The organism is Acinetobacter sp. 16, assembly GCF_033439925.1.
Classification (GTDB): Bacteria; Pseudomonadota; Gammaproteobacteria; order Pseudomonadales; family Moraxellaceae; genus Acinetobacter; species Acinetobacter junii.
Window position 1 is genome coordinate 1,345,651 of record NZ_CP137746.1, and the last position, 12,589, is coordinate 1,358,239.

Sequence of the window (12,589 nt, forward strand, 5' to 3'; positions counted from 1 at the left end):
TTAAATGAGGAATACTATGAATAAGGTGACAGTGGTCGTAAAAGACCAAGAAGAAAATGAATCAATTGTAATTGCTCAGCTTAATGACCTTGAAGATAAAGACATTCCTTTTTTTAAGCGAGTGGAACATATTGAGGTTGATGGTGAAATTATTCATCCAAATATCGATTTGCTCTTTGAAAATGAGGCAGATGGAAAAATTTATAAACTTGTTGCTCCAGTAAATGACAAACGCTTTATATAAATCTTGATGAAATAAAAGAAACCACTTAAATCAAGGTTTAAGTGGTTTTTTACTGAAATATCTTTTATTGATCATGAGTCTTTTATATGAATTATTTGCTTAATATCTGAATGTGTTGCTTGTACTGTATAAATTTACACGAACGGAAACTTGTTTCGTATCTGAGTTAATTTGCATCAATGATTTTACTGAATTGGATTTAGTCCTTGAATAATATCTTGAAATTCAGAACCATTGAGCCAAAAAGATTTCTTTAAAAATAAAGTTGTCATAATACTTTCAGCCGCCTCACTATTGGGGCTGTCACAGAATAATCCATAACAACTACCCAAAACGGTATTGTTCTCAATGAGACGAATAAAATAAGCGTGTTTTTCGTCAGCATAGCCAAGAATAGCATCACGTTGATTGTTCATTTTTCATGTCTCCACATCAAAAAATCTTGAATAAAACCTAACTGCTGAAAAGATCAAAATAATCAATCTGTTAAATCAAATACTATCAAAGCGTAAGTTGCCTAAATATATGATTTAATTATCGAAAGTTAGTTTGTTTGACATCCTTGTTAACTTAAACAAGCCAAAATCTGATCTATGAAATTTATTCTTATGCAAAATTAATTTTTCGTCAACTTGAATTTGTAACTTTTTCAAGTTAGATTAAATAAAGGCGATGAAAACAAGGGAGGGGTGAGTTATGTCCAAAAAAACTGAGTTTGAACATGGTGGGGCTCGAACCAACGCTGGTCGTAAAGCTCAATTTAGCGAACCCACCAAAGTAATACGTGTTCCTGAATCACAAGTTGATTTCATTAAAAACTGGTTATTGAATAATGCCAAGACAGGTATTAATACCGATCTCAGCACTTCTTTGAAAGTTCAGAGTGTTCAAGCAAAGAATGATCGAATTTACCATATTCCTTTGGCGACGGAACGTGTTGCAGCAGGTTTTCCATCGCCTGCACAAGACCATGTTGAGCAAGCTTTGGATTTAAATGAGTTTTTAATTAGAAATGAAAACTCGACATTTATCGTAAAAGCAAATTCCTTGTCCATGTTGGATGCTGGCATTGATATTGATGATCCCTTAGTGGTTGATCGAAGTATCCCTGCAAAGTCTGGTGATATCGTCATTGCACTGATTGATAATGACTTTACGGTAAAGCGTTTGATGATTGATCATCATTTCAGTCCACCCAAAGTTTGGTTAAAAGCTGAAAACCCTGATTATCAAAATATTTATATACAAGAAGGACAGGAGTTGGTGATTTGGGGCGTCGTGACCTATAACTTAAAGCCGATGAGGTGATCCAATGCCACTGCCACAACGTATTTTTGCCTTGATTGATGTGAATAATTGTTATGTGAGTTGCGAGCGGGTATTCAATCCGAAGCTAGAAAAGCATCCCGTTGTGGTACTTTCAAATAATGATGGCTGTGTGGTATCGCGTTCGCATGAAGCAAAACAATTGGGTATCAAGATGGCGGTTCCCTTTTTCCAGATCGAAGATATTATTCGAAAGTATCAGGTTGCCGTTTTCTCAAGTAATTATGCGTTGTATGCAGAAATGTCACGGCGATTTATGAATATTTTGGGCAGTTTCGTTGCTCCATGTGAACAAGAAATTTACTCGATTGATGAGTGTTTCCTTGAGTTAACAGCATATCAGCATCATTTTGATTTAACAGAATATGCTCAAACTATCCTAACAACCATAAAAAACTGGTTAGGATTACCTTGTTGTATAGGCATTGGATATTCCAAAACACAGGCAAAAATTGCAAATCATTTAGCAAAAACCCATCGATGTTTTAACAGTATCTGTAATATGGTTGATGAAGATCCTTGTGTGATCGAGGATTTATTGAGTCATACCGCAGTAGGTGAGGTGTGGGGCGTAGGTCGTAAGATTCGCCAACGTTTAGAAGTGATGGGTATTCATTCAGTTATGGATTTGGTTGAAGCAGATCCGAAAATGATTGGAAAACATTTCTCTGTTGTTTTGGAAAATACAGTTAAAGAGTTGCGTGGCATCGCCTGTTTAGAAATTGAAGACGTGTTGGCTGATCGACGACAGGTATTAAGTAGTCGTTCTTTTGGGCAATTAATTCAAGATAAAAATAGCCTAAGCGAAGCATTGACTGAATTTACCTTAAGAGCAGTTGAACGGTTACGGAAGCAAAAACTTCTATGTAAGGCGATCGGTGTTAGTATCCGTACAAATCGTTTTAATAAAGCAGAGAATTATCGTCCATTTACAGTGGTGTATTTGGCTGATTATAGTGATGATCGTTTAGAGATTTTGAAGGCTGTGCAAATAGGATTAGACCGAATTTATCAAAAAGGTTACCGTTATAAAAAAGCAGAAGTCATTTTGTTAGATATCATTCCACAACATAGTCATGCTGTTGATTTATTTCATGATACGGATGAAATGCTGGCACGTAAAAGTTTATCGATGACATTTGATCATATCAATGAAAAATTTGGTAAAGATAAAATGACGCTTGGGCGTTTGATTACGCCAAATGGACGAGCTTGGGCGATGTCTCAGAGCTTCAAATCTCCTAGCTATTTAACAAAATGGAATGAAGTGCTCAGAGTTAGCTAGATTTTTTGAGCAATATATAAATGTTAATATATAAAAAAGACAGGCTAAACCTGTCTTTTTTTACCTAAAATATTTATTTATAACGTTTTAGCGTAGGCTTCAAGTTGATCAACAACCGTTCCCCAACCACTAAAGAAACCCATATCTTCATGTTGTTGTCGTGCTTCAGGAGTACGATGGCGTGCAATAGCTGTGTATTTCGTTGATCCATTTCCGAGATCTTCAAATAGGATAATTGCTGTCATAAATGGATTTTCACTGGGTTTCCATTCTTCAGTATAAGCATCAGTAAATACTAATTTTTCGCCATCAACGACTTCTAGAAAAACACCATTATTGGGAATCTGATTGCCATCAACATCAAACAAGGTGTTGAATTTTCCACCTACTTTCAAGTCTATTTCACAGGACACGATGGAGTGAGGTTTAGGAATAAAAAAGTGTTTTATATGCTCTGGAGTTGTCCAGCATTCCCAAAGTAACTCACGTGGAACAGCTACAGTTCGTTCTAGTTTTAAATCTGTTTGGGGATCAAGATTCATTTTTTCTTTTCCTTTGTAAATTTAATGCATAGTTATCTAATTGATTTAAGCGTGTTTCCCATATGGCTTGTTGTTCTTGCAACCAGTGTTTTAAAGGGCTAAACGCATGGGGGCGAAGAGCATAGGTTCTCACTCTGCCATTTTTTGTTGTTGTGATCAGTCCCGCTTCTTCCAATTTTTTTAAATGTTTAAGAAAAGAGGGCAAAGCCATCGTATGCTCTTCTGCAAGTGAGGTGGTTGTTGCTTCACCTGTTGCAAGACGAGTGAGTATTGCTCTGCGTGTAGGATCACTTAAAGCATTAAATAACAGATCGAGTTGAAAATCATACTTAGCCATATGGGTAAGTATTATGGTTAAAAAAACAACAAGTCAAGTAAAACTTATCTAAATGGCTAAGTTTTAGATTTAATCTTAAAAATTTAAGAGCTGAATAAAGAATCAGAAACTCTATCTGATTCTTTAATCGAATCGCTCAACGTATATTTGCCCACCATTGCTTGAAACTTTGTTGTTCATTATCGAGTTCAACCAATTCACCGATCATGGGGGTGGCAAGTCGATAATTTCTTTGTTTTGAATATCTTACAATACGATTAATTGGCTCATTCCAAGGGTGTTTTGCGAGGCTAAACTTAGAATGATGCACAGGTAGCATGTTACGTGCTTGGAGTTCTTCTGTCGCTTGTGCAACTTCATCTGGATGACAATGTACGGAGCGCCAAGCAGCATCGTATTGACCATTTTCCATCAATGCCCAATCAAAAGGTCCGTACTTTTTACCAATCTCCACAAAATGTTTGTCATAGCCTCCATCACCTGTATAAAAAATCTTTCTATTCAGTGATTGTATGATGAAGGATACCCAGAGATTTTTACCGCCTTTAAAGGCACGCCGTGAATCATGATGAGTTGTTTCGGTGATGATCGTAATATCACCTTCAAATTCAATTTTGTCACCCCAGTCTCGTTCGATCAATTGTTCTTTTGAATAGCCCCAGTACTCGAAGTGTTCTCCGACACCGAGACCAGTAATGACATATTTGACTTTGTGCTTTAGTTGCAAAATGGTTTTATAATCCAGATAATCATAATGGTCATGTGAGATCAATAAATAGTCAATTTCGGGTAATTCCTCGACTGTATAAATATCTGTACCTCGATAAGCACGTGTTCCCCAAGGCAGAGGGGAAACTTTGCCACTCATCACTGGGTCAATTAAAAAGGTTTTGCCATTCAGTTAGATAAAAACAGAAGAATGCCCAAACCAAATCATGACATCTTGTTTGGGATCGAGTGTACGTAAATTGGTTTTGATAGAGGGAATAATGTCTTTGGGTCTACGATGAGGAATAGTTTTAATAAATGTTCTATACAGTTCAATAAAGGTGTGGGAGCAGTCAGCCATATCAGGTTTATCTAGTCGATTTCTAAATTGACCCTGACGATAGTTAGGAGAGTTTTCGATACGTTTGAGTCGTTCACCAGTAGGGATTTTTCCAAATAAGGGATGTTGTGTATATAAAATACTTATGCCAAGCAAGAGCAAAACAACGATAGCAAAAAGGATTAGCATAGATTCAGTCCACCTTTTCATTTGAGCATTCGGTCCAGACTAGTAATAAAAAGAGAAAGCGACAAAATGATGAAAAAGTTGGGATTAGTCGATAAATGGAAGGACCTAAGAAATTTGTGTCTTTAACTAAGTGAAAATAGATTTCAAATCTTGAAAGATGTCTTGATCAGAGAAGGGTGATTGGATAAAACGAAGCCATAAAGGGGGAAGCCGTTTATGGTAGACTATGCAGCATTACAAGTATTGTGATGATCTAACGTGGTAGAAAGAGTAGTCAAATGATTGGGCAGCAAAGAAACATACTAGCAGCGATAGGAATTGATATTTGGATTCCTAAAGATGTTGTGTGTGAAAAAAATACTGCTGCACATCTATGGCGAGATCAGGTTGTTGAAAATAATACACCTATTGAAGAAATTTCCTTCGCATCAGATCTTGTTGAAGCGCATGACTTAGAACCAATCATCTCAGAACCAATTGTTGAAGTTCAATCACAACCACAAGAAATTACGCCTAAACCAATTCTTCGAGAGGCAACGACAGCTAAACCGCAGATAGTTGTTGAAGGTTCTGTACAGTCATTTGAATTACAAATGTATGTCTTAGAGAACTGTTCAATTTTGGTTGAGAGCAGTCAATTAAATGCTGAACAACAGCAACTTTGGCAAAATATTCAAAAAGCTAAACTTGGCTACTATGCTGAGCTAAAGTGGCCATTTCCTTTAGCTGAATTTCAGGACAGTCGTGGTTTACCATCCTATATTCAAGGATTTTTAGATGCGACTTCAAATAACAAGAAAATATTATGTTTAGGAAAACTTGAATTTATTCAACATTCTAATATTTTACATTTAGCCAGTTTAGAAGAAATGATTACACAACCTCTACTTAAAAAACGGTTGTGGCAACTTATGCAATAAGGTTCGGAACTCTTATCATGAAGAAAGTCGTTGTATTCAGCCAAATCGATCAGGATGTATTACTCAAGTTACAGCAAGATTATCAAGTGGTCGTGCTGAATCCCAAAATGGGTGATATTAATGAGCAGATCCGAACAGAAGTTGCTGATGCTGACGCGATGATAGGAGCAGGTCGTTTACTCAACGAAACTAATTTAGTGACAGCACAAAAACTAAAAATTATTTCAACAGTTTCAGTTGGTTATGATAATTACGATATTAATTATTTAAATCAAAGAAAAATCTGGCTTGCTAATACACCTCATGTATTAACCGAGACGACTGCTGATTTAGCATTTAGTTTACTGCTGAGCGCAGCAAGAAAAATCCCTCAATTAGATGCGTGGACAAAGCAGGGACAATGGAAGCGTACAGTATCAACTGAACAGTTCGGTATGGATGTTTTCGGTAAAACTTTAGGGATTATCGGGTTAGGGCATATCGGCGCAGCAATTGCTCGACGAGGTTTTCATGGCTTTAACATGAATATTTTGTATCATAATCGCCGTGAAAAAATAGAAGTTGCAGAAGCATATAATGCTCAATATTGTGATTTAGATCGACTGTTACAACAGTCTGATTTCATCGTGGTGGCTGTAGATTTAAATCAAGAATCTAAAGCTTTAATTGGTTCAGCTCAATTTGATTTAATGCAAAAACATGCTGTGTTCGTCAATATTTCACGTGGTTCTGTAGTGGATGAGTCAGCATTGATCGATGCATTGCAACAAAACAAAATTTTTGCAGCAGGCTTAGATGTGTATGCAAAAGAACCTTTGCAAGAATCACCATTATTCCAACTACCAAATGTGGTGACTGCCCCTCATATTGGTTCAGCAACTCTCGAAACACGCAAAAAAATGGTTCATCTTGCTTATCAAAATCTTATTGATGCACTTGAGGATCGACAACCTCGTTATCTAGTCAATCCTAAGTTTGAATAAATTCTTACATGTTGATTGCTGAATTATTCATCTAGTCTAGCATTTTAAACTGGCTATTATTGGTACACTTGCGCCCTTTGAAATTGCGTTTGGGGTTGTTGTGTTCGAGAAATTAGCTGAACAAACTTTGGGTTTGATGGGGTGGGAAATTGATAATCACTGGGACTTGGATATTGACCAATGTGTCATGATCGCAGCGCCACATACCAGTAATTGGGATGCACTATATGCACGATTAGCATTGAAAGCTTTAGGTGTAAATGTTCGTTTGACGATCAAAGACAGCTATATGAAATTTCCATTTGGCCCTTTTGTGCGTGCGATGGGCGGAATAGGAATAGATCGCAGTGCTAAGCAAGAAGGTCAGGAAAGACCAAGCATGGTTCAGTTGATGAGTGATCTATTTAAAACACATCCTAAACTTGTGATGCTTGTAACACCAGAAGGAACACGTGCGAAACAAGAACAATGGAAAACAGGTTTTTATCATGTTGCTGTAAATGCAGGTGTACCTATTGCATTGGCATATATGGATTATGCAAAAAAGAAAACAGGTATTGGTAAAATTGTTTATCCATCAGGTGATTATCAAAAAGATATGACCGAGATTATGGCTTTTTATGCAGAAATTAATGCTAAATTTCCAGAGAAATTCAGTATTGATCAACGTTATTCGCCTGACCAGTAATTCTTTAGAATTTCAAAAATCATAAAGTAAGACAGGATTTTCCTGTCTTTTATAACACTTCGTTGCAAATTTCTCCTAAATCAAATGGTATATTAAATTTTTCCAGTAGAATCATAGAGAAACCACTTGAGACCGTTGCTGCTCGCATGTGGCTTATTTGCCACGACTCAACTTAGTCATACACAGGTCTTTTTACCTCCGCAAATTTCAGGTCAAACTGAAATACCTGATATCGGTAGTGGTGTTGGGTTGCTTGATCAGCAAAAAGAAAAATTGATCGGAGAGAAAGTCTATCGTGAAGTGCGTCGTCAAATGCCAACTGTACAAGATGCATGGTTGGAAGATCAGTTTCTTCAAGTGTTTTCAGGTATTCTCAGCCAAACTCAGCTTGGGCAGCCGATTGGTCTAGTGGTGATTAAAGACCCCCAAATTAATGCTTTTGCAGTTCCTGGTGGTCTCTTTGCATTAAACACGGGTTTAATCACTTCTGCGAAAAATATCGATGAGATTGCTGGCGTTATGGCTCACGAGATAGCACACGTTTCGCAACGTCACTACAGCCGATCCCAAGAAGCCTTCAAAGGGCAAGGATTGCTTGCTTTAGCAGGTATCCTCGTAGGAGCTGCGATTGCTTCACAAGCTGATGGTGATGTTGGCTCCGCTGTAATGCTAGGTACTCAAGCTGCCTTAATGGATAAGCAATTGAGTTATAGTCGTAATCAAGAGCGTGAAGCGGATCGTATCGGTATGCAATTCATGTATTCCTCTGGTTACAATCCACAAAGTATGGCTGACTATTTCGAAACGATGCATCGTGCTACTAGCCGAGTCAGTTTCCTACCAGATTTCTGGTTTACCCACCCATTAACCACGGAACGTATGAGTGAGGCGCGATTACGTGCAAACCAGTTACCTCGAGTGAAACCAAAAATTTATGATCTCGATTTTGATATCATGAAATGGTACACCTATGTCGTATCAAATCAGGCGACAGAAAATCAACTTCAAGCTTTGGCTAATCAAAAGAATGTTGCGGGATTACTTGCGATCAGTAAGTTTTATTTAGAGCGAGGCGATTACGCACAGGCCCAGACCAGCCTTGATCAAGTCAAATTAAAATTAAAAAATCACGTACTTATTCCATTGATCCAAACGGATATTTATCTAGGTCAAAATAAAATTGATCTGGCTTATAACAGTATCAATTCAATCCAACGCACTATGCCTGAAAATCGTGCTTTATCTTATAAATTAGCGGAAGTGCTTATAAGACAAGGTAAAGCAGCTGAAGCCCAAACCTTAGTACAACGATTTATACATAAAAATCAAAGAGACGTGGAGGGGTGGCAACTATTACAACAGGCAACCAATCTAGATAAGAGTTCACCTTTGCAAGCGATTAATGTTTTATGTTATCGAGCAGAAGCTGAATATTGGTCAGGTCATGAAGAAAATGCTATAAAATCAATGCTACATGCCCAACGTTTGGCGAAAGGTAATATGGCGATGTCAGCAAAAATTGATTCTCGTTTAAAACAAATGCAAGATGATCGCCGAATGAAAATTTAATAATTGAGGAAAATAATGATAAAAGGACAGTGTTTATGTGGAGCAGTTCAATATCAATATGATGGGGAAATCGAACAGAGCATTTTGTGTTATTGCCAGCATTGTCAACAAGCTCAAGGTAGTATCGCAGGCTGGAATAGTCCAATTGATCAAACCCAATTCCAATTCATATCTGGACAAGATCAATTAAAAGAATACTTTCATACTCCCAATAAAGCTCGTGTGTTCTGCCAGAATTGTGGAAGTCCAATTTACTCGTATCGTACTGATCTACCCAATATTATTCGTTTGCGTTTGGGCTCTGTTACAGAGGGCAAACTTCCTGCACCAAAGGAAGAATTTTTTACTGAGCATAAGCCAAATTTTGTTGAATTAAGATAAGATGTCCTGCGTAAGGAATAACTGAGAAGTTAAAAGATTTATGAAAAAGATTTTTATTTTTATTTTTGCAATAAGCATGATCGGGGTGAGTTCAGCGAGTTCTGTTGAACAATATGTAAATTCTGTAGAGAAGATTACTGCAAATTATGCGCAGGATATGCGTGGTTTTCTGCGTAGTTTAGATCCTCAACTTTCGCGTTTTAGTCCTGAACAGCAGGCAAAATTCTGTGGTATTACCAATCAATATGTGCAGGATTTATATCAAGCAATTGAGCGTAATCGATCATCTTTGACTGGACAATATGCAACGATGACGAAACAAGATGTGATTAATCAAGTTGCAGAATCAAAAGAAATGCAAATGCTGAAAAAATATAATATTCAGTGTAATTTTAATTGATATAGATAGATGGGTTCATTTAAATGAATCCATTTACATTAATATAGAGAGGGGGATAAAAGCAGCTTAGCTTAATTTTGCTTTGATTTTAGCAGATACTTGTGCAGGATCGGCACGCCCGGCTATGATCGGACGTAGAGAATTCATCACCTTACCCATATCTTTCATGCTAGTAGCTTCTTGAGCAGCAATCGTTTGCTCAATGATAGAATCAAGTTCTTCCTCAGTCATAGCTGCTGGTAGAAATTGAGAAATAACCTCAACTTCGGCTTGTTCTTTACTAGCTAAATCATCTCGACCAGCGCCAGAAAAGGCCTTGATCGATTCTTTACGTTGTTTAATTTGTTTTTCAATGACCGCAAGAACCTGAGCATCGTCAAGCTCAATGCGCTCATCGACTTCGATTTGCTTAATTGCTGCTTGTAGACCACGAATGACCGTTACTGTTGCCATATCTTTGGCACGCATTGAAGTTTTTAATACGTCAGTAATTTGGTCTTTTAAAGTGGTCATAGTCTTTTCAGCAATCAATCACAAATTAATTAGTAAAGGCGAGTAGTACGTACAGATTCGCGAGTCAATTTCTTTTGATAACGCTTAACTGCTGCAGCTTTTTTACGCTTACGTTCTTGAGTTGGTTTCTCATAGAATTCGCGCTTACGAACGTCAGCTAAAACACCCGCTTTTTCGCATGAACGTTTGAAACGACGGATAGCTACGTCTACTGGTTCGCCTTCTTTCAACTTAACTTGTGGCATGTAAAATCCTCTAAGATTATGGATAAGACCCAATGCACGATTGCACTAGATCGCAAGTGAAGGTCAGTATTTTACTCATTTACAACTCAGATCACAAGTCTATAATAGCTTCGATATTATTTTTGATCGTTGTAAAGGCAGTTTAATGATTGTTTTGGGCTTAGAAACTTCGTGTGATGAAACTGGGTTAGCACTCTATGATAGCGAGCTCGGCTTACGTGGACAGGTTCTATATAGTCAGATCAAACTGCATGCTGAATATGGTGGTGTCGTTCCTGAACTTGCATCACGTGATCATGTACGAAAAATGATTCCTTTGATTAATCAGTTGCTTGAGCAAAGTGGGGTCAAAAAACAAGAAATAGATGCAATTGCATATACACGCGGACCAGGACTCATGGGAGCGTTAATGACAGGTGCATTATTTGGACGCACTTTGGCTTTTGCATTTAACAAACCAGCCATCGGTGTACACCACATGGAAGGTCATATGCTTGCGCCTTTACTTTCTGAAACTCCACCAGAATTTCCATTTGTAGCCTTACTAGTTTCAGGTGGTCATACGCAACTGATGGCAGCTTATGGAATTGGTCAATATGAATTACTTGGCGAGTCGATAGATGATGCGGCGGGTGAGGCATTTGATAAAGTTGCAAAAATGATGAAATTGCCATACCCAGGTGGTCCTAATATTGCCAAATTAGCTTTGCAAGGTAATTCACAAGCATTTGAATTTCCTCGCCCGATGTTACATCAAGGCTTGGATTTTTCATTTAGTGGTTTGAAAACTGCGGTTTCTGTTCAGTTGAAAAAATTGGGTGAAGAAAATCGTGATGCAGATATCGCAGCTTCTTTCCAAGAAGCAATCGTTGATACTTTGGTTAAAAAATCAGTGAAAGCTTTGAAGCAAACTGGTTTGAAACGATTGGTGATTGCTGGAGGTGTGAGTGCGAATGTTCGCTTACGTGAGCAATTAGAAACCTCTTTGAAAAAGATCAAAGCGCAAGTTTATTATGCTGAACCTGCCTTATGTACAGATAATGGTGCAATGATTGCCTTTGCTGGTTATCAACGTTTAAAAGCAGGGCAACAAGATGGTTTGGCGGTCACAACTACACCTAGATGGCCGATGACAGACTTAGAACCGACCTGATATTTGGTCGGTTAAATATCTTCTGTTCTAAGTTAAGACATTTAAAGATCAAATCATTGATTAATGTGTAGCTTGAAGCTCAGGAGCTACAGCTATCGTGTTAAAGTGTCGAATAAATTATTTATTTTGATGAGCTAAAACTCATAGCGGAGTACAAGTTGAAGATTTCTTATATTTTTACATGTGGTCGATTAGAATCTTTATATAAGATTCTATGCCTCATTCAACAAGGTGATGAGAACGAGACATCAAAAGAGAAAGTGATTGAACAATATAAAAAAGATCTTTCTTTGGGCCGTTCATTTGAAGAAACTGAACTTTATCAATTAATTGAACAAAGTGAAGAAAAAATCATTATCAATCGTTTGAGTAATATTCTTCGAGATAAACCAGCTCAACAGAAGAAAGAATTTGATTTTCAAGAATATAAAACAGGTGCATGGTCTGAACTAAGCGACTATAAGCTAGCGGTTAGATTCTCGAATGCCAAAACACTTTTGAGTGAAAAGCATTTTGAGAAAACTGGTGAATATATGACCAGTCGTTGTATTGCGAAATTAACTGGTTTCAATCCAGCGAATATCAAAAATATGTTGCAGCATAAAAGAAGTGTGGTGAAAAAAATGTTATTTACTTTGGAAAAATTAGCGCAAGAATATTGATCTAAGTAACTAACGTATTAGAAAAAACAGATGCAGAGAAAGTTTATTTTCTGCATCTGCGATTTAAATTTTTATATTGAATTATTGATCATAGCTCTATGCTA

Annotated in this window: 16 protein-coding genes and 1 pseudogene; 11 read left to right on the forward strand and 6 right to left on the reverse strand. The window is 37.3% G+C overall.

Features of this window, described 5'->3' with window-relative positions; all coding sequences use genetic code 11:
* Positions 1–16: 16 nt before the first annotated feature.
* Positions 17–244 (forward strand): hypothetical protein, encoded by a 228-nt coding sequence (locus R2H34_RS06585; protein WP_004913223.1) that lies wholly within the window; start codon positions 17–19, stop codon positions 242–244.
* A gap of 185 nt (positions 245–429) precedes the next feature.
* Here R2H34_RS06585 and R2H34_RS06590 read toward each other — a convergent pair whose 3' ends face one another.
* Complete coding sequence (locus tag R2H34_RS06590) at positions 430–660, reverse strand: hypothetical protein (RefSeq protein WP_004913221.1); 231 nt, start codon at positions 658–660, stop codon at positions 430–432.
* Between the two features lie 280 nt (positions 661–940).
* Between R2H34_RS06590 and R2H34_RS06595 the strand changes: the two genes are divergently transcribed.
* Both R2H34_RS06595 and R2H34_RS06600 read left to right on the forward strand, forming a co-directional pair.
* Positions 941–1,552: a LexA family protein gene (locus R2H34_RS06595; RefSeq protein ID WP_004953212.1), complete on the forward strand. Its 612-nt coding sequence runs from the start codon at positions 941–943 to the stop codon at positions 1,550–1,552.
* A gap of 4 nt (positions 1,553–1,556) precedes the next feature.
* The gene (locus R2H34_RS06600) at positions 1,557–2,855 is read left to right on the forward strand and encodes a Y-family DNA polymerase (RefSeq protein ID WP_087540216.1); all 1,299 of its coding nucleotides are present in this window, start codon (positions 1,557–1,559) and stop codon (positions 2,853–2,855) included.
* A gap of 77 nt (positions 2,856–2,932) precedes the next feature.
* Here R2H34_RS06600 and R2H34_RS06605 read toward each other — a convergent pair whose 3' ends face one another.
* The 3 genes and pseudogenes from R2H34_RS06605 to R2H34_RS06615 all read right to left on the reverse strand — a co-directional run bounded on the left by R2H34_RS06605 (position 2,933) and on the right by R2H34_RS06615 (position 4,971).
* Positions 2,933–3,397 carry an SRPBCC family protein gene (locus R2H34_RS06605; protein WP_004959582.1) on the reverse strand — a complete coding sequence of 155 codons (465 nt, stop codon included), beginning with the start codon at positions 3,395–3,397 and terminating at the stop codon, positions 2,933–2,935.
* On the reverse strand, positions 3,387–3,734 hold the full coding sequence (locus R2H34_RS06610) for an ArsR/SmtB family transcription factor (protein ID WP_004959578.1): 348 nt from the start codon (positions 3,732–3,734) through the stop codon (positions 3,387–3,389). The genes R2H34_RS06605 and R2H34_RS06610 overlap by 11 nt, the downstream gene beginning before the upstream one ends.
* 136 nt (positions 3,735–3,870) lie before the next feature.
* Positions 3,871–4,971 (reverse strand): annotated as a pseudogene (locus R2H34_RS06615) (MBL fold metallo-hydrolase).
* A gap of 278 nt (positions 4,972–5,249) precedes the next feature.
* Here R2H34_RS06615 and R2H34_RS06620 point away from each other — a divergent pair.
* The 6 genes from R2H34_RS06620 to R2H34_RS06645 all read left to right on the forward strand — a co-directional run bounded on the left by R2H34_RS06620 (position 5,250) and on the right by R2H34_RS06645 (position 9,912).
* On the forward strand, positions 5,250–5,891 hold the full coding sequence (locus tag R2H34_RS06620; protein ID WP_004913212.1) for a hypothetical protein: 642 nt from the start codon (positions 5,250–5,252) through the stop codon (positions 5,889–5,891).
* A 17-nt stretch (positions 5,892–5,908) separates the two neighbouring features.
* Entirely contained in the window at positions 5,909–6,874 is a 966-nt protein-coding gene (locus R2H34_RS06625) for a 2-hydroxyacid dehydrogenase (RefSeq protein ID WP_087540218.1), read from the forward strand.
* Positions 6,875–6,974: 100 nt separating this feature from the next.
* Positions 6,975–7,562: a 1-acyl-sn-glycerol-3-phosphate acyltransferase gene (locus R2H34_RS06630; protein ID WP_004959568.1), complete on the forward strand. Its 588-nt coding sequence runs from the start codon at positions 6,975–6,977 to the stop codon at positions 7,560–7,562.
* A 126-nt stretch (positions 7,563–7,688) separates the two neighbouring features.
* A complete protein-coding gene (locus tag R2H34_RS06635) occupies positions 7,689–9,131 on the forward strand; it encodes a M48 family metalloprotease (protein ID WP_004959565.1) in 1,443 nt (480 codons plus the stop codon).
* Positions 9,132–9,146: 15 nt separating this feature from the next.
* The gene (locus tag R2H34_RS06640) at positions 9,147–9,512 is read left to right on the forward strand and encodes a GFA family protein (protein ID WP_004959562.1); all 366 of its coding nucleotides are present in this window, start codon (positions 9,147–9,149) and stop codon (positions 9,510–9,512) included.
* A gap of 40 nt (positions 9,513–9,552) precedes the next feature.
* Positions 9,553–9,912 (forward strand): hypothetical protein, encoded by a 360-nt coding sequence (locus tag R2H34_RS06645; protein WP_005402919.1) that lies wholly within the window; start codon positions 9,553–9,555, stop codon positions 9,910–9,912.
* Positions 9,913–9,978: 66 nt separating this feature from the next.
* Here R2H34_RS06645 and R2H34_RS06650 read toward each other — a convergent pair whose 3' ends face one another.
* Both R2H34_RS06650 and rpsU read right to left on the reverse strand, forming a co-directional pair.
* Positions 9,979–10,425, reverse strand: a complete 447-nt coding sequence (locus R2H34_RS06650) for a GatB/YqeY domain-containing protein (protein WP_004913195.1) — start codon at positions 10,423–10,425, stop codon at positions 9,979–9,981.
* 29 nt (positions 10,426–10,454) lie between these two features.
* Positions 10,455–10,670, reverse strand: coding sequence for a 30S ribosomal protein S21 (gene rpsU / locus R2H34_RS06655; RefSeq protein WP_004652785.1), 216 nt, complete (start codon positions 10,668–10,670; stop codon positions 10,455–10,457).
* A 145-nt stretch (positions 10,671–10,815) separates the two neighbouring features.
* On the opposite strand from rpsU, the gene tsaD reads away from it, so the two are divergent.
* Both tsaD and R2H34_RS06665 read left to right on the forward strand, forming a co-directional pair.
* Positions 10,816–11,823: a tRNA (adenosine(37)-N6)-threonylcarbamoyltransferase complex transferase subunit TsaD gene (gene tsaD / locus R2H34_RS06660; RefSeq protein WP_004959557.1), complete on the forward strand. Its 1,008-nt coding sequence runs from the start codon at positions 10,816–10,818 to the stop codon at positions 11,821–11,823.
* 158 nt (positions 11,824–11,981) lie between these two features.
* A complete protein-coding gene (locus R2H34_RS06665) occupies positions 11,982–12,485 on the forward strand; it encodes a hypothetical protein (protein WP_087540220.1) in 504 nt (167 codons plus the stop codon).
* Positions 12,486–12,589: the final 104 nt, after the last annotated feature.